Consider the following 18,056-nt stretch of genomic DNA (forward strand, 5'->3'; position numbering starts at 1 on the left):
TTTTCTTTAGGAGATGTGAAGGAAGAAAAAATATTTTAAATAGAAAAGTATTTTACCTTAAAATTTGAAAGTTTTTTTGAAACAGTAAAATATTAGTGTTATTTAAACACTTATTTAATATTAAGGTATTAAGAATCAAGTGGAATCAATATTTTTTGGCTCAACAATAAAAAAGGTAATTTTTAGGATACTGTCGCAAGTACGGCAGGGTTATACAGGGAAAAATCAATTAGTATAGGAAATTGAATACGAAGGATACAAATACTAAACTTATTTTTGATTATGCTTTTTCATTGTACTAAGTACTACTTTGGCTACTGAGGCTCGCTTGCGGTTCATCTCTTCTCTGGTAACTGCATCATAGGTAACATTAACCCTGTAGCCTTTCATAATTGTCTCTTCTTTGGGTACTGGTGCTACTATATATGTATCTAAAAAAGAAAAGAATGCGTCTGGAGTAAAAAACTCCACATGCTTCTTTTCAAATTCGGCTATACCAGCCCTGCACTTCTTCCGAATTTTCTCTAATTGCACTTTATCTTCACAAAGGGAAACTACCAGATCAAAATTTGCATCAATACATTTCATGATGTTATGCATCTCCCATTCCGGATCAGTTGTATTACATATTTCAACTCCGATACGTTTGCCTTCCTTTGTTAAAACGAGATCAACATGGTCCTGACTATGAGGGATTTGCATTTCGATGATTGCTATATACCCTTTTGATTCAGCCATTTGCTTTATTAAAGACTGCAGGTACCTGTGGGCAGAAATTTTCTTTGAATTCAATTTCAACTCTGGAAATTCACTTGGGAACTCTTGCAGAGTATTCTCTTCGATATGAACTACTTTATCACTTGGCACCTTATCACCAGGCACATTTGCTACAACTGGCGCGTTTACAAGAGTTTGTGTATTCTTCGGAATAGTTCCGGAAAGCATTGCATAGAGCAACTGCTCTACTTCTTGCTTTGTTGAAGCATACTTATGACGTGAAGAAGTTCTTACCGATTCAAGTTGCGTGCTTCGCTGCGATGCATTTACCTGTGGTATGGGGAGGGTAGTAAGCGAACAATCAAATTGTGGCTGTTCAATTCTGATAATAGCTTCCCCGGTACTTAAATTTTGCAAATCAGGATATTCAAAATGACCAAAACCATCTTGAAGATTTTTTGCATCTGGTTCCCCTACACGAAAGACAATCCTATTATTCGTATTCCCAAGCACACTATTGAGTAATTCAGCATCCTCACGATGCAATTGCTGCAAATCCTGGTGCGAAAGGGTAAGGCCAACATTATATTTCCGAATACCACTTAAAAGCTCCTTTATCGAAGGCGTTATAAAATTTTGAAATTCATCTAGATACAAAAAAATTGGTTTTCTGTTTGTTAGCTGCTGTCTTCGAAAAAGTGCCTGGTGTATTTTTGAAAGTAATAGTGACCCGAGTACAAAACTATTTTCCATACCAATTAAACCCTGTGCTAGTTTACAAAGTATGATCTTATTGGTATTCAATGCGTTTTCAAAATCAATGCCCTTATTTTGAATAACCATGTTCCGAATACTCCGTGGGCGCAAAAAGCCATCTAGCCGGGTGAGTATTGGGCCAATTGAATTTGTTTTTAAAAGCGGAAACTCCTTTTGCCAATAGTACAAGACTGTAGGGTCAGTAACCTTTTCTAAAAATAGCTGACGATACTCCTTTTCAATAAGAAATCTTCTCAGATCAGTCAGTGTACCCCCATGTGGGTTTTCTAAAATAGCTTGGATTGCATTTCCCAATACTGCACTCATTTGGTCACCCCATGAGGTCGCATATTTCTTAAAGGTCGCTACCAAATCAGAAGATAGAATTTCCCGCTCAATATCAGTATGAGCCTGCAAAACATTTAGACCAATTGGAAATTCTGTATCTGAAGGGTCTATCAAAATAACATCGGATATTCTCTCTTCTGGAATCAATCCAATGACATCATCTACCAAGTCACCATGTGGGTCAAATAAAACCAAACCGTTACCATGCTCGACATCTTGTAAAATTAAATTTGCAATCAAGGTAGATTTGCCTGTACCGGTTGCACCGATGACATGTGTATGTTTTACACGTTCCTCTACTCCTAATGAGACCGATTGAGAAACCCCTTGATGATAATTTTCACCTAGAATATATTGCTTATTTTGAGCAATTAGCGGCACAGCTCTTGTCTTCCTTATTCCCAAAAAAAGTTTCTTAGAGACGATTGCATCAGCGGGAAAATGCAAAAATGTGGATAGCTCATCTACATTTAAAAGCATCCCAAGTCTATGTGATTTCCGTAGTCGTAAATCGTGCAATCGCATTTCAAATGTATACTCCTGATTTCCAAGTGGAATTAATTGATTGGCTCCACTTTCCGAAGAATGTAACAGCGCAGTACCAATTTGGTCTGAAACTGCCAGTGCCTCGGATTTTTCACATGCTTGTCCGAAAACACGAATAGCTACCCCAAATAAAGAACTCTGTACTTTTTCAAGTGCGCGTTTTGGAGCAAGGGCATCATCGTTAAAAAAAGAATTTCCATCAAATAGAGTAACGCTCCGAACAATACTATCTCTCCATGCATTTACAGCTCCCTGAAAGAGAACCTGAACACCACCCTGCTCTTCACCCTGAAATCGCTCTAAAACGCCCAGAATACCCGTTAAAGGGTCTATATTGAAATTCTTAGCTATATACAAGGGACGAAAGAATTCTTCCTTTAGCCCAAAATCTACAATGGCCACATATCCGTATTCTTGAACGATATGGTCAAGATATACCGAGGTATACAGTGTACTTGCTTCAGGAAAATAAGCTTTTATATAAGTTTCAATAATATAACTATCTGTTTCGCTGGAAACAAATTGCAATACAATCTCCTTCGCATTTCCAATTATTTCAAAGGAAATTACATGCTCGCAAGAAGAAAGCATAAGTAGTATGGCTTTCATCCTTTCGGGTGTTATCTTCCTTTCTTTTGGAAACTGTATTTGCAAAGCTCTTAAAGCGGATGCATTGGTATCTTCAAAGGGTGTAATATCTTCATATTCTAAAACAGGGATATCATTTGTTATTACAGGCTTTTTCCCTTTAACCAGTTCAATTGCTTTACTAATAAAGGTGTGCCGCTTCCCATCATCAACATATTCCTCTTGAAATCCATGCCGAAAAAATGGAATAAAAGGCGGCTCTAGGCATACCGGCGAGTCAGAGACATACCATCCCCTCCCACGAAATTCCCAGGAATAGAATTGATAGGTAAAGTATTCAGATGCAGTCATTATAATACCTTACGCGCGACTTACATGAATTTGTCTTTCCATTTCACTTAATCGAGAACCCGTGTCAGAAAGCATTGAATCAATTACTTCTAAAACACACTTATGAACGCATGAACGAAACATACTTTCTTGATCTGCTTCAAAAAAAGTTTGCCGTGCTGCTCGTTCACTTAAAAATTCGGTGGCCTTAGTGAGCTTCATCAAGCTTTTCATTGCACTTTCAGTTTCATAAAGCCACCAGGAAACAAAGAAGTCTTTACCGAATGGAGCTGCACAAATATCAAAAACAAGATTATGATACTTGACCCGCAAATATTCACGGGAAGCAGAAAGAAAGCCTCCTTCTTTTAAGTTCACCCGCTCTATTTTAGTATCGGGTATTTGATGTGATTTAATAACTTCTTCAAGTTTAGCGTAAAATTTATCTGTTGACATATTGAAGAATGGAAAGAGGTTGCCCCAGTTGGAGAGCATTTGGGTAATCGGAATAGCCATTGTGAGAGTTTTAGAGGTTATGAAAAGGATTAAGCACCTAATTTAAAATTTCTATTTTAAATTTTCAAATAATTGAAAAATTTTAAGGTAACCCAAAAACGAATAAACAACTTATTCAATGGTAGATAAAATTCTTTTAGATTTTTATGTTAGTAGAAATTCTGATTTGAAAAAATTCATTTCTCAAATGGGACAACCTGATGAATTTGTAACATTCAATGAGGCACCTTATAAGCTTGAAGATATTTAAAAAAAATGGAGCATGTATATTCAAAAAATCGAATTTACATTTTGCTAGCAATTAATGACATAGCAAATTCCACATAATCGTCATGACGAAATAACATGAAAAGTAAGTTGTATGAATTTTAGGCCGATTTTGGAAATTGAATGTTGAAATTATAAAAATAAGTGAGGAAAACTTTTTAAAAATGTGCAAAACTTTAGCAATTATTTACTAAATTAATTATCAGTGAAGGATAATCTGTAACTTTGTCATAGGCATGTAAAAAAATAAAAATGGCCTAATTATTGAAATGTTAAAAAAAAGAAAAAGAAGGCAAAGACCTTAGGTTTCTCACCACCTAAGGTCTTTGAGGAAATGAGTTAAACAAGCTTACTCTTTTCCGGTTGGTTTTACTTTTCTGGCGCGAATGTACGTGTTGTTTACCAAAAAACAACACTCCATTTTGCGGCAATATGGCAAAAAATATTATCCCTGCCAAAACCACTCCTTCACATTAAGCTTGTCGGCTTATTTGCCTATCCGCAGTAGTTCTGAAACTAGGCAAGAACTTTAAACAACATAATAATGGCAAGCAACGGAAAATCCGGAGACAACAGACGTATTGGTGCAGTAAAAGAGCGCACCCAAGTTTTTAATCCCCAAAATCAAAAATTCGTAAAACGAGACAGTGAAACAGGTCGGTTTATGGATGTAAAGAGTGATGGTACAAAATTTAAGGGGGTAAAAAAAGAAAAGTAGAAAATATGACTTATTCAAATCTGTACGGTCTCCAATCTGGAGACCGTATTATAGAACCGCTATTTTCAACAGGTATCCTAAAGCATCATGCAGTTTATTTAGGATCTACACCAGAAGGAGTTGAGTTAATTGCTGAAAACACTAAAATCAACGGTGTACACATTATTAAAGCATCTGACTATTTTCTTAAAGTAAAAAAGATTGATAGAATTGAAAAATTCAAAGGCACTTATACTGAAAGAAAAGTTATTGTTCAACGTGCTTTAAAATTAGCTGGTAAACCTTATAGCTTATTAAACTATAACTGCGAATCTTTTGCGAATGATATTATAATAGGCAAAGCGATAAGCAAGCAAGCTGATATTGCATATTTGGGTATCATAGCACTACTCATTCTAGGATTAATTTCAAATGATTAATAAATATATTGATGGAAATAAAATATGAACATACAAAATTCCTGATTGAAAGATTTGATCACTATTTTGATTCGGTTAACAACAAAGGAGCTTTTTATATTGGACTTAATACATTCATTTTTAGCGGGATAAGTATAGGATATACAAGTATATCTAATAACATCGAAAAAACCTGCATTTTTTGGTTATTTCTAATTTCAATATTTTCTCTTTGTATTCTTTCAATTATTTATACGCTGAGAGCAATAACTCCTTTTATGAAAGACAACCATGCAAATGACGATAAAGTATCTCTCATATATTTTGGAGGCATTGCTAAATATGAGCTAGGTAGGTTTATGGAGAAATATGAAGGAGAGACCGAATCTTCAATAATATTAGATATGACTAGGCAAGCTCATTCCTTAGCTAAAGGGCTTGCTACAAAATTTAATTTCTTACGAATTGCAGGCTTCTGTTTACTGAGTCAGTTTGTTTTAATAACAATTTTTTTCATGTACATAATACAAAACATTACACAATGATTTACGATAAATATACAAACCACTTAAAAGATATTGTAAAAGCGAATAGTAAAAGACAAGACCTTGTGAAAGGCATTTCAGGACTAAATAGTTTTGGAAGATCTAAAACGCAAACAATTGAGCAGATTCGGGAACAAAGAACATTTAGTAATAAATTACAACTCAATACTTTGCCGTTGACGCTTATGAAGCAAACTGATCTACTTTCAAATGCTCAATTAGGTTTGCACCCTGATTTTAAGCACCTAAAAAATTCGGATGAGACTGAAAATCACCATATTGTTTCACTTTTTATAGACATACAAGGTTCAACAAATCTTTTCAAAAAATATGATCTTGAAGATATTTATAGTATCACTAATACTATCCAAAGCGCTGCTATTCATACTATCGTAAGTTTAGGAGGACACGTGCAAAGGTTACAAGGTGATGGCGTATTCGCATATTTTGGTGGAAAAACAATAGAGAAAAAGGAGGCCATTAAATTTGCTATTACTGCATGTAGCATGTTCAGTTATTTTGTCCAAAATGATCTAAAAGATGTTTTTCTTGATAATGATATAGAAAATATTAATACAAGAATTGGAATTGATTTTGGAAATGACGAAGATGTTTTATGGGCTAATTTCGGATTGATGGATGTAAGTGAATTAACGACCTTAAGCCTCCACACTAGCCTCGCCAGCAAAATGCAAGCCTTTGCTAAAAGGAATGGAATTGTAGTTGGAAACAATGTAAAAGAGCTACTACAAGGTGATGAAAAATGGTATGCAATTATTTCCGAGGAGAATAGATATATATTTAAAAACCCTGCAAAAAAATTCTTTTACACACAATATTCCTTTGATTGGTTTAAGTACTTGAAAAGCTTACCCTTTATTAGTGAGTCTGCAGATGGGCAATTACATATCGTAACTGAAAATGAAATTAGAGAAAAGGAAAGAATAGAGAGACTAAGGAATACCACAGCTCTTTTACATTCTCAAAGGGCTTTTTTAGATGAGAACGGGAAAATAAATGATGAATCTGGAGTCCATCACGAAAAACACCGATTCCATTATGGGAAGTAAATTTTTTAAACCACATATACAACAATCAGCAAAAGAAACAATTCTTACGTATCAAAAAAAATTAATTGAAGATCATTACCAATTTTTGAAGTGTAGAATTGAAAAAAATGTCTTGATATGTGTTGGTGAGATTTCGTCTTCAGATTATATTAATCAATATAAATTAGAACTAAGGTGTACTGCATGGAATGAGCCCTCAACAAAAATATTGTCACCTGAGGATATTATTCCAAGCAATACAATCCACATGTATTCTGACCACTCTCTCTGTTTACATTATCTAAAAGATATGAAATGGAATGGATGGACAGAAATATATAAATATACAATTCCCTGGGCTATTGAGTGGATTCATTACTACGAAGTATACTTAGTAAATGGGAATAAATGGGAAGGACCCGAATCACCTGTTCATTTTACAGAATTCGACAAAAACAAATATGAAGACGAGTAACGTTAATTCATGATCAGTATAAAGCTCTTTGTATCAATAAAAAGCCTGTATAGAAGTTCTATTCAGGCTTTTTATATTAAAGAGTCATATTTTTAAAAAGCTACAAATAAAATTACAGGTTCAATAATACATTTAGAAAAAATACTTATATAACCATAAGAAGCCTAAAACGATAAGGGCACCGGCAATTATCAGTCCACCAACAATGATTAAATTCTTTGCTCGATTTTCCCAATAATAACTTTCTGGGTAACGCATCCTTTTTTTATTATTCCTCATAACAGTATAAATTTAAAGAAAAACCAAACTCTGTAAAAAATATCATACCTATTAATAAAATTAACGAGTACCCTGCAAAAAAAATTAAATGCAATGGTATATATGCTTTCAATAAAAGTAAATATTAAATAGGCTACCAAATTGAAATACATTTCATATACCCCATTTTACCTTCCAAAATAATCTTCACCTAAATTCTCATTAGAATTAGTGCTTCTAGCCGAATAGAGTTTGTTGATCTATAATTTCTGATTGTTGCCGCTTAATCTCAATAGGCTTTGCCCCATACTTTTCCCTAGAAAAATCTATCACCAAATTGCGATTTGACTCCGAATGTATTTGTAGTGAAATAGTTTGCGCACTAAACGGCTGTGAAGTTGCCCCATCGATCATGAGCTTTAGATACATTGCATATTTAGGAAGTGCAACAAAATCAGTTTCTTTAAATGTTGGGGAAAATTCTTTTGAAAGATACTTGGCATCTTCCGCACCTACTCTAAAAGAAATGAGTGTCCCAACATTACCAAAAATAGCAGCTCGTATTTTTTCATTAATTTGATCAATATATTGATGTGTTAGAAACAAGGAAAGTTTATACTTTCTTGCTTCTGCCAGAATATCGATAAATGATAATGATACAAAAGAATGCATCTCATCAATATAGAGGAAAAAGGGGATTCTATCTTCCTCCTCTTGTGTTGAACGATGCATAACAGCCAATTGAATAGCTGAAACCAAAATGCTGCCTAGTATAGAACACGCATCTTCGCCTATCTCCCCTTTCGCCAAATTGACTATAAGGATTTTGCGCTCATTTAAAACCTGCTCAATAGTAAAGCTAGATTCTTTTTGGCCTACGATATTTCTAAGTGGAATACTTGTCAAGAAAATTCCTGTCTTATTAAGTATTGGACTAATCGCCTCGGCCTTTAAAGCCGGGTTGTATTTTTCAAACTCATTTTTCCAGAATGCTCGAACGTGCTGATTTGTAACATAGGCTAATACAGCATTTCTGAAGTAGAAATCCGTTAAGAGTGGTGCAATATCCAGAAGGGTTGCTTTTGGATATTCTAATAGGGTTAGTAATACATAGCGGAGGATATACTCTAATCGCGGCCCCCAGGACTCAATCCAAATTTTGCGAAAGGTAGAAATCAATCCTGAAGCAACTAAATGATGCTCTGTGATGGGAACGCCACTAAGTGGATTAAAACCAATAGGGCGTATACTGTCAGTCGTATTAAAATATATAACATCCTTAATTCTATGCTCTGGGATATGGTCTAATATTGATTTCGTAATATCTCCATGAGGATCAATTATGCATAGCCCGTTCCCCCTGAGAATATCTGTAATAGCCATTTGCATCAACAAAGTAGACTTTCCTACTCCTGTTTTACCAATGGAGTATATATGCCCAAAACGATCAGTATCTTTAATACCAAATAGTTGTTTTATGTCTCTCCAATCAGTAATACCAATAGGGGTGATTACAGGTTTTTCATATTCCTTTTGAGTCATACTTAGTAGATCGTATCTTACTGGAGATGGGCCAACTAGGGGGAAGGAATTAATTTAAATAGAAAAAGCTACAGAAATACATACCACAGGCCCTTTTCGAAAATTATGGTAATATTCTTTCATTGAAATTTTTGATTGCCTTGGAATTAGGACACATTTAGTGGCACTCAAATAATCTACATTGTTTTAGTATATTTATTCCAATAACAACAACCCTATGGCAAAATTTTCAAGTACAAGAGTCTTCATAAACAAGCGATTTCATCTTTTCACATTTACTCAAGAAAAAGATGGTAGCATATATATCAGTTGGCCAGATTTTGAAAATACCAGATGGTTTTTAATAAAAGAGAGTCAGGCTGAAATTGTTGCTATAGAGGCCACATCTCCAGGAGAAGGCAAGTTTACGGTGCACGGATCAGGTCAAGCAGGATTTAGAGAACATACAGGCAGATACGACAAAACCATATTATTTCATGGAAATCAATTGGTTAATTCTGATCAAAACTCATTTGGAATCAGACATCTATTTACTATTCAGCTACCTGAACCAAGTTTTATACCGCCAAATTCTCCTTATCTAAATAGAAAAACTGATTATTCAATATTAGCGTCACATGTAGTTCCCTCAATACTTATTTTCTTTGCTATCCCGAAACAAAATTTTGATTTTGAGGCTTCTTTTTCATTACACGAAGACTTTATCCCCTGGTCAGAAGACAACCAACCAACTCATTATTTAGGTACCCATCTTTTCGAATTAAGTACCCATGTAGTCCTTTGGATTGCTTACAGAACAACAAATATGTTTTGGCCAGCTCATCCAGTTGTTCATTATAATAATGGATACAAGATTCCATTTATTATTGGCAAAGGCAATAAAGAATATACGGCTGAATTGCGAGCCCCGGAATATGAATTAAGTGGGAATAAAATATCAATTAACTTCTAAAAATTACTAAGGATATAATTAAAATATAAAGAAGCATTTTTTACTTTGAATTTGTGTCAAACATAATCTTACAATTAGGCTCTTACTCTTTTAAAATAGAAGTCGTATGTTCATAATATATTTAAATAGGAATATTTTAAGTAGACCAATACCACACAAAAGATACTGGTATCACATGCCATTAAAAGGCTTTAAAGAAAAGGCCTATTCCTTAAAAAGGTACTGATTGAAAATAATTGATACATTACAACTACTCATGAAAAGTGCATTGACAAAATTAACCTTAGAATAAACTCTTGTAGTTAGACGTATTGAAAATCATCATATAATAACCACTTTGCATAAATTTGGTATTACCCATTTCTTTAAAAATCAACTAAAAAAATCTAATTATTTACTCCCACTTTAGGATTTTTGAACCTGTTGTAGAATATATCCCCAACTTTTGTATCTTCATTAAGCAATTGTTTCCTTCAGACTATTTCAAATGTCGACACTAGTGCTTAAGCATTTACATTTTCGACTTTTCTTCGATAACGTAACTCGATGAAATAAAAAATAAAATGATATAACCTTTTAAAAACTATATCGAAATTTTATAATATGACAAATGATACAAATTCAATTAAAAAATATCTAAAGTCCATTGGTGATAAAATCATTGTGCAAACAATTTGGACAATTGGAGTTGCAATTATTGGAATAGTTGTTACATTCTTAATCTCGACAAAACTCCAATTCACAACACTAGACTTAATTTTAATAGTTATAATAGTTTTACTATTAATTGGAATTACTTCCTATGCAATTTATAGAAGAAGCAACAAGAGCCTACCTAAATTTGATGTAATAGATTGTAACTTTAGAATATTACGAGAAGAAAAAGTTCATAAGTGGATAGACAAAGATACATATACTCATATTAGACGCTACAAACTCAAAGCGCTTAAAGGAGGTTTGACAAATTATACTGACAAATTTCAATGGTCTGGTTCTGAATATACTCTATCTGGAGGAAATCATAAATATAAAGTTATTAAACTGGAAGACACAAAAAACCTTTATAATGTTTATGACTTCAAATTTACAACTCCTCTAAAAAAAGGTGGTATAATTGAGGTTGAAGCAAGGTGGGTAGCTAAGGGACCAGCTCTGCCATTTTTTTCTACCACAATCGAAGAACCGACCGACCTTCTTATTATGACAGTCATGTTATTTCCTGAAAGTGGCATTACGAAAATAAATTGTGACACTGAAAGCTATAAAGGAGCTAAAATCCCAATATTATCAGACGAGAAAACTCTAAATTCAGATGGGGAGTATACTTGGCCAATTAGAGATCCTAAACTACTATATCATTACGAAATTAACTGGCAATTATTATGAGTAAATTACAAGTAATACAACTCAGTGGCGACAACATTTACACCAAAGAAACTAGTTTGAGACAAGCAAGCTCAGTAGTCACTTTATTTGATGACGACTTTCAAAAAGAAGTCGACAACCTAATAGAAACATTTTATAGTTGGAAAATTGCAGTAGGACTATCTGCGCCTCAAGTAGGGCTTCAAAAAAGAATTGCCATAATTAACATGGACAAATCCAAGCCTCAAGATACATTGGTAATAGTAAACCCAGAAATTCAATCTGAGAGTGGTAAGAAAGATATTAAAAAAGAAAGCTGTCTTTCTATCCCAGGGTGTAGAGGTGAAGTTGAAAGGAGACATAAAATTCATATCACATATCAAGATCGATTTGGAATAAGAAAACAAATTGGTGTGGAAGGTTTTCTTGCACGGATTTTTATGCATGAAATAGACCATCTCAATGGTATTCTCTTTGTAGACAGGATGACATCTCAAACAAAATTAGAACCTCTTGATATTGAGTGGGAATAAAACAAGCACCAAATAGTAATTTGTACATTTAAGATTTTTTAATTTAATTAATCGGATTCATCATCACTAAAAATAATAAAAACAGGATATTCTAATGATATATTCTGTTCAAACTTTGTACATAAGATTTATAGTATGATTCACATCTGCTATAATTTCTTAATCTTAATTTCAATTTCTTCTTCAGAATTACATTTATTCTTAAACTACAGCCATTCATCATATGCACGGCCCTAACAGGTTCTATAGTAGCTATGTAGTCTCCAAAAAGTGCCATACAGAATGAAAATAACATAGAGATAACAGTCATTGGTACTCGTTGAAAGGAAATACTAATTGTATTATCAAAACAAGAATAAGAAATAAGATAATTAGAAATCAGCAACCATTCTCTCGATACAATAGGAACATATCCAGAAAAAGCCAAGGCAAGAAAACAAGCTCAAAAAAAGCGAAAGAAACTAGTCTAAGATAACAAGTCTTCAATCTTCACCTGGCAGAGCTGCGCTAACTTATAGAGGTTTTGAACACTCGATGTGGCGCTTCCCTTTTCCCAGTGTGATAATCGATCTTCAATTTTCATTCCTAATAATTGGGCGACTTGTTTTTGTGTTAATCCTAATTGCAGGCGCACTGATTTTAAATGATTATTTTTCATATGCACTGAGGATAGAAATTTGATAAAGAGAGTAACAGTAGGGCAATTTGTATGTAAGTAGAAAATTCTCTACATACCGTATGAATTTTTTTTACCCCCCATCATCTTTAAATATTTCTAGAGAGGTATCAGTATTACTTCTTTTTAACGCAACGATTTGTAGAAATTCAAGAGCTAAATGTTCAGAAAAACATTGTTCTAAAAAGGTATTTTGATTGTTTGGTGTGCGTACAGAGTTCAAAGTCGAAAGCCTAAGGGTCACCTCAGAGGAAAAGTTATCTAAAATCGCCTTTTTAGCCTTGAAAATAAAGGAGATTTCAGGTGTTTTACTTTCAACACCATCAAAGATGATACCTTTTGGAAAGTAAAACCATTGCAGTTTCAACTTCAGTTGGAATGGAGCCATTTCCCATAATTTTGCAGGACTTTGTAGTACATCTTTCGACTCCAAAAATATCTGGTCAAAGTTGACTGGCAGATGAGTAATCTGTGCCAGATCTGCAGTTGTTTGCATTAAGTGCCTTTCTGTATCATCCAGTTGCTGACTAAGCACCGCATCACTAATAATCCCACTGAGGTTCTTCTGAATCAGCATATTTTGCTTTTCCTTTAATCCTGTAATATGCTTTCGAAGTTTTTCAGCTTGTAGCTTATTATCCATATTTTTTAGTTCCAGGTGTTCATGTACATACTTCTTTAGTTTTATAAAATGGTCATCATTGAACTTGAGCTGATCTAGAAGTTCCATAAACCAATTTTCCAAGTATGATTTTTTAAATACTTTGGGTTTCTTATGAAAAAGATAGTACGGGTATTTTTTGGTTTTGCCCTGTGCCCACCCACCGGTCAACTTTATACCGTCTGGATGTTGAATAAACCGTCTTAATGGAAAGTCAGGGTTTTCTGAAAGATAATGGAGATTTCTCCGCTTGCCATATCTCAACACACGTTGTACTTGCTCAAAAAGCTCTTCTGAAACTATTGGCTCAAAGAGCCCTTTATGCTGTTCACCAAACTTCTGTATCACCCCTTTATACACCACATTCTTGAGCATTCTGTAAAAGGGAGATTTTGTCAGCGGCTTTCCATTTGCTTGAATTAAGCCCTTTTTGATCATCATAGCTCTTACATCTTCAGCAGTATTGGTATTTTTTGCTATTTCTTCAAAGCACTGTCGAATTACAGGAGCCAGAGTATTCTGAGTAATAGTAGCCTTTCCATGAATTCGGACATTACTATAGCCAATAGGAGCCTGCCAAACATACCGCCCTTCTCGCATTGCATCTTTCATACCTCCTACACTACGTTCTGTTCGCACATCATTATCAAACTGGGCGACATTTGCAATGATATTTTCCATGAACCGCCCTGCGGGGGTATTTTCAAAAAATTCAGAGGTTGATTTAATCTCTACCCCATAGCGTTTTAATAAGATTCTGATTTGGCTATAGTCATCCGTATTTCGTGAAATACGGTCAATTTTATAGGCAATAACAGCGTGAATATTATTTTTCCGTACAGCACAAAAAGTAAGGAGTTTTTGTAACTCCGTCCGGTTGGCTGTTTTAGCACTTTCCCCTTGCTCAATAAAAGTCGCAATAACTTCAAAGCCATTTTTTATTGCATATTCCCGACAGTTTTTCTCTTGTGAGGCAAGACTATTCCCTTCCTCTACTTGTTCTTTTGTTGATACCCGGCAATACAGAACTGCCCGTTTTTTTATTGGTGATTGCATGTGATTTTGTATAAAATATTTCTACCAAAATACTGGCCAAATAGTCAAGGGCTATATCTTCGGAAGTCTTATCCAGGACTAAAGAAGGAGCTTGATTTGATTGGTCTTTGGATATGCAAAATCCAAGCTTTTTCAAAGCTTCATTTTGTCCTTCTAATTCTTGAATAGCATTTACTTTTTGTTTGGCATGTCTCATATAGGTACATTTTTGAATTAGTGCACTATGAGATTCATTTTCCAAAAAAATACTATCCAATAAAAGGAGGGCAAATTTTATAGTAATGGAATTAAAAAAATAATTAGGTATATACTGCACTTGCCTGACTTGCTATTTACGTAAAATTTGACCTACTGTGATGCTCGAAACTCTGTTGCTATCGTTATTATTATGGAACATGATTGTCGACATATTCCAAATAGGCTTAGGCACTATCGAAAGCTATGTGGGTACACTCAAAAAGATGTAGCCATCTTATTAAACCTGGGAAGCACAGCTCGTATCTCTTTATGGGAACGAGGACTGACTTATCCAAGTGCAATTAATCTCATTAAACTCAGTGTCATTTATAGAACAATTGTTAATGAACTGTACTACGATCATTGGGTTGAATTTAAAGAGGATATAGCAATGAAAAAGCCTGAATAGCCATATAAATCGAACGAAACGATATTTAATTAAATCGATTACGAATCGATACCATAAATACACTCGTTATTAACAGGGTTATACACTTATCAGAAACTATGAACTATGATCAACATGAAATACGACTCGCTAATGAAATAGCGACTGCCTTAGATGATAGAGATGCACTCGCTTTACACCTCCAGTATACGAGAAAATATCACGAAGCATTTTTACGGAAACTTTTGACAAAAGTCATGTCAATCCCAGAGCACAAGATTAAGAGAACTCGTGGAGCATTATTCACTTATCTCATCTCACAGCATGATGGAAACTCGAAAAGTAGTTCTTGGAATTAGCCTAGGAACAAAATATGTCGGTATGGCAATTATGAAAAGTACTGTCATTTACTATTGCCAAATAAAACGCTTTACCGGCAAATGGTCAGCTGCAAAATGCAAACATATCATTGAAACGATTTTGAAATTTACCAGAACGTATGGGATAAAAGATATCGGCGTGAAGGTTCCAATTGCCTATACACGTTCAAAGAATCTCAATGAACTGTTTGTTGCGCTAGAAAAAACTGCAGTACAAGAAGGTATCATTCTTACGGCCTACTCTATTAAGGACTTAAAAAGATGCTGTGCAACAGGTGTTTCAAATAAAAAACAATTGCGGGAATTTATCTCAAAACGATTTTCTGAGATGAATTTTGAGCAGCACAAAGAATCGTCCCTAAAATACCACTATTACACTAAAATATTTGAAGCAATAGCATCCGGATTACTTAGTATCACGAAAGAGTAGCGATGGTGGGTTATCCCCAAAGTTTTCTATAAATAGCTAAATGGTACTCCTTAAAAAGGTCAAGCAAGCTCTATACACTGAATATAAATTAATTCTTTAACAACTAAATATTCATGTATGGAAACAGAAACAACTTCAGTCACCATTGATGTGTATTCGTTAGTGACTAACAAAATCATTGATCTGCTTGAAACCGGTACGATTCCCTGGCAAAAGCCCTGGACAGAAGCAGGGCTGCCTCAAAACTTGATCTCTAAACGTCCGTACCGGGGCATTAACCTTATGCTCTTAAATGCGATGGGATTTTCCAAAAACCTCTTTTTGACCTGGAAGCAAATTAAGACAATAGGAGCTTCAGTTAAAAAAGGTGAGAAAGGAACATTTGTGGTATTTCAGAAAATGATTGAAGAGAAAAAGGACTTGGCTGATGGGCAAACCGGGAAACGAAAGTTTTTCCTCCGGTATTATAAGGTATTCAATGTGGCACAATGTATTGATATCCCAACTGCCTTTCTTCCTGTAGTTAGCACTAATGACAACCAGCCGTTGCTTACCTGCGAACTGATTGTAGAAAACATGCCAAATTGCCCAAGGATTGAGCATAATACCCAAGAGGCGTATTACGTACCTTCCCTTGACTATATCAACATGCCAAAGATTACCTCATTCATTACCAGCGAAGCGTATTACGGCACTTTATTTCACGAATTAGTGCATTCTACTGGCCATGCGGAACGCTTAAACCGGAAAGAAGTATGTGAGAATGCAGACTTTGGTACAGAACCCTATTCATTGGAAGAATTAGTTGCAGAGATGGGGGCCTGCTACTTAAAATCTCATGCAGGAATTATCAATGCAGATTTAAGTAACAATGCAGCCTATATCAAAGGATGGTTAGATGTATTTAAAGGTGATAAACGATTTGTGATAAAAGCCGCAGGTAGGGCGCAAAGAGGTGTTGAATACATACTTCAAAAAGAATCCAAAACTATTCAGGACACCAATGATGAATTCGAAGTTGAACAACCTGAATAAATGTAAATAAGCTTGGCATCCCGTGCCAAGCTTATTTTAGTACACTGGTTCAAGTATAATTGTCAGTGCTTTTCACCTATCAAAAGCTCAAAATAAGTTGTTACTATTATTTTCACTTTAATATATTCTAGGTAAATTTGGATAAACCTGAAAAAATCAGCTTTCAACCAGTGGTGTAAATGTAGAAGATATGATTTTTGAAGATATTTCTTCTAAAGCTAAATTTATATCTAAGATAGATTCTGAGTTTATACAACTGTAAACCTCTGTTGAAGTAAAAATACTGGCTAAGGAAGGACAAAACCCCTTTTCTAAGCTTTGTTTTACCGGAAGGACATAATTATAATGATTTGTATTTAATGGAAATTTTGAAAAACCTGTACAGGATTTATAACGAATTCCATCGATTACTAAACCTTTCAATTTCACCCATTGAAGCAATAGTTGAGGTATTATATATTCTGCTTTAAAATAATATTTCTCATTTTTATATAAAGGGATGTAATTTATTTTGGTGTGGCATGCGATTATTAGCTGATAAACACCTAAGTATTGCGTAATATCAGAAACACTTTTATCAATTGCAAAAGTGGTTGCTTTTATATAAGGTAGAATAGGTTTAAACAATAAAGGGGTTTCTATCAAATTATCCTTTGAAAGATCTAATAAGTACAAGGGTCTTATGTTTTTAAACCCGATTACATGAAATCCTCCAAATTCACTATCGGGAAAACATTCAGAAAAAGACGTATGTATACTTTTTGATAAATATAAACTGGGGTAACCAGAAATACTAAATCTGTTTGTTCCAACAGATCGGCGATGTTGAAATTGAGGGTGAAATAAATCTAATGGCTTTTTATATTTAAACATGCCACTTTTAATCCTTTTCATAGCCGGACTAGGATCCCAATCCGGCTTGATCCGAAAAGAAACACTATTTGAAGGAATTTGAATTTGCTGAAATGTTTGCATCTCTTCCTCTAAGTCATATTGTAAAATTGACTTTTCAAATAATTTATATGCATTTGAAGGGTGGCCATTTAAATATTCCTCTATAACTTTTAACATTGATTCTTGAACATTTCGAACCTGAACTTCTACATTTTTTTTAATTGAAGGAGCAAAATAATCATCTGGACATTCTTTTAAAAAGGATCTTATACTCGCATATTTTTTCTTGAGTTGATAGATATACGAAACCTTAACACTATCATTAAATATAACAGGTATATCAAAAGCAGACATGTACGGAATTTCTAAAAGAGGGCTTCTACTCGTTTTTCTCAT

The 18,056-nt window shown here is 34.3% G+C and carries 19 protein-coding genes; 12 read left to right on the forward strand and 7 right to left on the reverse strand.

What is annotated here, in order from left to right; translation table 11 throughout:
- Positions 1-270 precede the first annotated feature (270 nt).
- Complete coding sequence (locus tag GD597_RS00245) at positions 271-3,306, reverse strand: type IV secretory system conjugative DNA transfer family protein (RefSeq protein WP_171605781.1); 3,036 nt, start codon at positions 3,304-3,306, stop codon at positions 271-273.
- Positions 3,307-3,315: 9 nt separating this feature from the next.
- A complete protein-coding gene (locus tag GD597_RS00250) occupies positions 3,316-3,801 on the reverse strand; it encodes a hypothetical protein (protein WP_171605782.1) in 486 nt (161 codons plus the stop codon).
- A gap of 118 nt (positions 3,802-3,919) precedes the next feature.
- Here GD597_RS00250 and GD597_RS22045 point away from each other — a divergent pair, with 118 nt between their 5' ends.
- The 6 genes from GD597_RS22045 to GD597_RS00275 all read left to right on the forward strand — a co-directional run bounded on the left by GD597_RS22045 (position 3,920) and on the right by GD597_RS00275 (position 7,253).
- Positions 3,920-4,051, forward strand: a complete 132-nt coding sequence (locus tag GD597_RS22045; RefSeq protein WP_262888821.1) for a hypothetical protein — start codon at positions 3,920-3,922, stop codon at positions 4,049-4,051.
- 561 nt (positions 4,052-4,612) lie between these two features.
- Positions 4,613-4,786 carry a hypothetical protein gene (locus GD597_RS00255; protein WP_171605783.1) on the forward strand — a complete coding sequence of 58 codons (174 nt, stop codon included), beginning with the start codon at positions 4,613-4,615 and terminating at the stop codon, positions 4,784-4,786.
- A 5-nt stretch (positions 4,787-4,791) separates the two neighbouring features.
- Positions 4,792-5,205 carry a lecithin retinol acyltransferase family protein gene (locus GD597_RS00260; RefSeq protein ID WP_171605784.1) on the forward strand — a complete coding sequence of 138 codons (414 nt, stop codon included), beginning with the start codon at positions 4,792-4,794 and terminating at the stop codon, positions 5,203-5,205.
- 11 nt (positions 5,206-5,216) lie between these two features.
- Positions 5,217-5,729: a Pycsar system effector family protein gene (locus tag GD597_RS00265; protein ID WP_171605785.1), complete on the forward strand. Its 513-nt coding sequence runs from the start codon at positions 5,217-5,219 to the stop codon at positions 5,727-5,729.
- Positions 5,726-6,799 carry an adenylate/guanylate cyclase domain-containing protein gene (locus GD597_RS00270; protein WP_171605786.1) on the forward strand — a complete coding sequence of 358 codons (1,074 nt, stop codon included), beginning with the start codon at positions 5,726-5,728 and terminating at the stop codon, positions 6,797-6,799. Before GD597_RS00265 ends, GD597_RS00270 begins: the two co-directional genes overlap by 4 nt.
- Positions 6,800-7,046: 247 nt before the next feature.
- A complete protein-coding gene (locus GD597_RS00275; protein ID WP_171605787.1) occupies positions 7,047-7,253 on the forward strand; it encodes a hypothetical protein in 207 nt (68 codons plus the stop codon).
- Positions 7,254-7,748: 495 nt separating this feature from the next.
- On the opposite strand, the gene GD597_RS00280 is transcribed toward GD597_RS00275, so the two are convergent.
- A complete protein-coding gene (locus tag GD597_RS00280; RefSeq protein WP_171605788.1) occupies positions 7,749-9,053 on the reverse strand; it encodes a type IV secretory system conjugative DNA transfer family protein in 1,305 nt (434 codons plus the stop codon).
- 217 nt (positions 9,054-9,270) lie between these two features.
- On the opposite strand from GD597_RS00280, the gene GD597_RS00285 reads away from it, so the two are divergent.
- The 3 genes from GD597_RS00285 to def all read left to right on the forward strand — a co-directional run bounded on the left by GD597_RS00285 (position 9,271) and on the right by def (position 11,903).
- The gene (locus GD597_RS00285; RefSeq protein ID WP_171605789.1) at positions 9,271-10,005 is read left to right on the forward strand and encodes a hypothetical protein; all 735 of its coding nucleotides are present in this window, start codon (positions 9,271-9,273) and stop codon (positions 10,003-10,005) included.
- 603 nt (positions 10,006-10,608) lie between these two features.
- Positions 10,609-11,391 carry a hypothetical protein gene (locus GD597_RS00290; protein WP_171605790.1) on the forward strand — a complete coding sequence of 261 codons (783 nt, stop codon included), beginning with the start codon at positions 10,609-10,611 and terminating at the stop codon, positions 11,389-11,391.
- Positions 11,388-11,903, forward strand: a complete 516-nt coding sequence (gene def, locus GD597_RS00295; protein ID WP_171605791.1) for a peptide deformylase — start codon at positions 11,388-11,390, stop codon at positions 11,901-11,903. Before GD597_RS00290 ends, def begins: the two co-directional genes overlap by 4 nt.
- Positions 11,904-12,369: 466 nt before the next feature.
- Here the strand turns inward: def and GD597_RS00300 are convergent, their stop codons facing one another.
- The 3 genes from GD597_RS00300 to GD597_RS00310 all read right to left on the reverse strand — a co-directional run bounded on the left by GD597_RS00300 (position 12,370) and on the right by GD597_RS00310 (position 14,492).
- Positions 12,370-12,561, reverse strand: coding sequence for a helix-turn-helix transcriptional regulator (locus GD597_RS00300; protein ID WP_171605792.1), 192 nt, complete (start codon positions 12,559-12,561; stop codon positions 12,370-12,372).
- Between the two features lie 91 nt (positions 12,562-12,652).
- On the reverse strand, positions 12,653-14,296 hold the full coding sequence (locus GD597_RS00305; RefSeq protein WP_171605793.1) for a recombinase family protein: 1,644 nt from the start codon (positions 14,294-14,296) through the stop codon (positions 12,653-12,655).
- Positions 14,220-14,492 (reverse strand): hypothetical protein, encoded by a 273-nt coding sequence (locus GD597_RS00310; protein ID WP_171605794.1) that lies wholly within the window; start codon positions 14,490-14,492, stop codon positions 14,220-14,222. The genes GD597_RS00305 and GD597_RS00310 overlap by 77 nt, the downstream gene beginning before the upstream one ends.
- Before the next feature lie 192 nt (positions 14,493-14,684).
- Here GD597_RS00310 and GD597_RS22175 point away from each other — a divergent pair, with 192 nt between their 5' ends.
- The 3 genes from GD597_RS22175 to GD597_RS00325 all read left to right on the forward strand — a co-directional run bounded on the left by GD597_RS22175 (position 14,685) and on the right by GD597_RS00325 (position 16,766).
- Entirely contained in the window at positions 14,685-14,942 is a 258-nt protein-coding gene (locus GD597_RS22175) for a helix-turn-helix domain-containing protein (RefSeq protein ID WP_171605795.1), read from the forward strand.
- 303 nt (positions 14,943-15,245) lie between these two features.
- Positions 15,246-15,731: a hypothetical protein gene (locus GD597_RS00320; RefSeq protein ID WP_171605796.1), complete on the forward strand. Its 486-nt coding sequence runs from the start codon at positions 15,246-15,248 to the stop codon at positions 15,729-15,731.
- Between the two features lie 117 nt (positions 15,732-15,848).
- Positions 15,849-16,766: an ArdC family protein gene (locus tag GD597_RS00325; protein WP_171605797.1), complete on the forward strand. Its 918-nt coding sequence runs from the start codon at positions 15,849-15,851 to the stop codon at positions 16,764-16,766.
- 156 nt (positions 16,767-16,922) lie between these two features.
- Here GD597_RS00325 and GD597_RS00330 read toward each other — a convergent pair whose 3' ends face one another.
- On the reverse strand, positions 16,923-18,056 hold the full coding sequence (locus GD597_RS00330) for a hypothetical protein (RefSeq protein ID WP_171605798.1): 1,134 nt from the start codon (positions 18,054-18,056) through the stop codon (positions 16,923-16,925).

The sequence above is a fragment of the Limnovirga soli genome, from assembly GCF_013106755.1.
Lineage (GTDB): Bacteria > Bacteroidota > Bacteroidia > Chitinophagales > Chitinophagaceae > Limnovirga > Limnovirga soli.

Coding starts and splice junctions, on each gene's coding strand:
- GD597_RS00245 (WP_171605781.1), bottom strand. CDS start 3,306: ATGACTGCATCTGAATACTTTACCTATCAATTCTATTCCTGGGAATTT.
- GD597_RS00250 (WP_171605782.1), bottom strand. CDS start 3,801: ATGGCTATTCCGATTACCCAAATGCTCTCCAACTGGGGCAACCTCTTT.
- GD597_RS22045 (WP_262888821.1), top strand. CDS start 3,920: ATGGTAGATAAAATTCTTTTAGATTTTTATGTTAGTAGAAATTCTGAT.
- GD597_RS00255 (WP_171605783.1), top strand. CDS start 4,613: ATGGCAAGCAACGGAAAATCCGGAGACAACAGACGTATTGGTGCAGTA.
- GD597_RS00260 (WP_171605784.1), top strand. CDS start 4,792: ATGACTTATTCAAATCTGTACGGTCTCCAATCTGGAGACCGTATTATA.
- GD597_RS00265 (WP_171605785.1), top strand. CDS start 5,217: ATGGAAATAAAATATGAACATACAAAATTCCTGATTGAAAGATTTGAT.
- GD597_RS00270 (WP_171605786.1), top strand. CDS start 5,726: ATGATTTACGATAAATATACAAACCACTTAAAAGATATTGTAAAAGCG.
- GD597_RS00275 (WP_171605787.1), top strand. CDS start 7,047: ATGTATTCTGACCACTCTCTCTGTTTACATTATCTAAAAGATATGAAA.
- GD597_RS00280 (WP_171605788.1), bottom strand. CDS start 9,053: ATGACTCAAAAGGAATATGAAAAACCTGTAATCACCCCTATTGGTATT.
- GD597_RS00285 (WP_171605789.1), top strand. CDS start 9,271: ATGGCAAAATTTTCAAGTACAAGAGTCTTCATAAACAAGCGATTTCAT.
- GD597_RS00290 (WP_171605790.1), top strand. CDS start 10,609: ATGACAAATGATACAAATTCAATTAAAAAATATCTAAAGTCCATTGGT.
- def (WP_171605791.1), top strand. CDS start 11,388: ATGAGTAAATTACAAGTAATACAACTCAGTGGCGACAACATTTACACC.
- GD597_RS00300 (WP_171605792.1), bottom strand. CDS start 12,561: ATGAAAAATAATCATTTAAAATCAGTGCGCCTGCAATTAGGATTAACA.
- GD597_RS00305 (WP_171605793.1), bottom strand. CDS start 14,296: ATGCAATCACCAATAAAAAAACGGGCAGTTCTGTATTGCCGGGTATCA.
- GD597_RS00310 (WP_171605794.1), bottom strand. CDS start 14,492: ATGAGACATGCCAAACAAAAAGTAAATGCTATTCAAGAATTAGAAGGA.
- GD597_RS22175 (WP_171605795.1), top strand. CDS start 14,685: ATGGAACATGATTGTCGACATATTCCAAATAGGCTTAGGCACTATCGA.
- GD597_RS00320 (WP_171605796.1), top strand. CDS start 15,246: ATGATGGAAACTCGAAAAGTAGTTCTTGGAATTAGCCTAGGAACAAAA.
- GD597_RS00325 (WP_171605797.1), top strand. CDS start 15,849: ATGGAAACAGAAACAACTTCAGTCACCATTGATGTGTATTCGTTAGTG.
- GD597_RS00330 (WP_171605798.1), bottom strand. CDS start 18,056: ATGAGAAAAACGAGTAGAAGCCCTCTTTTAGAAATTCCGTACATGTCT.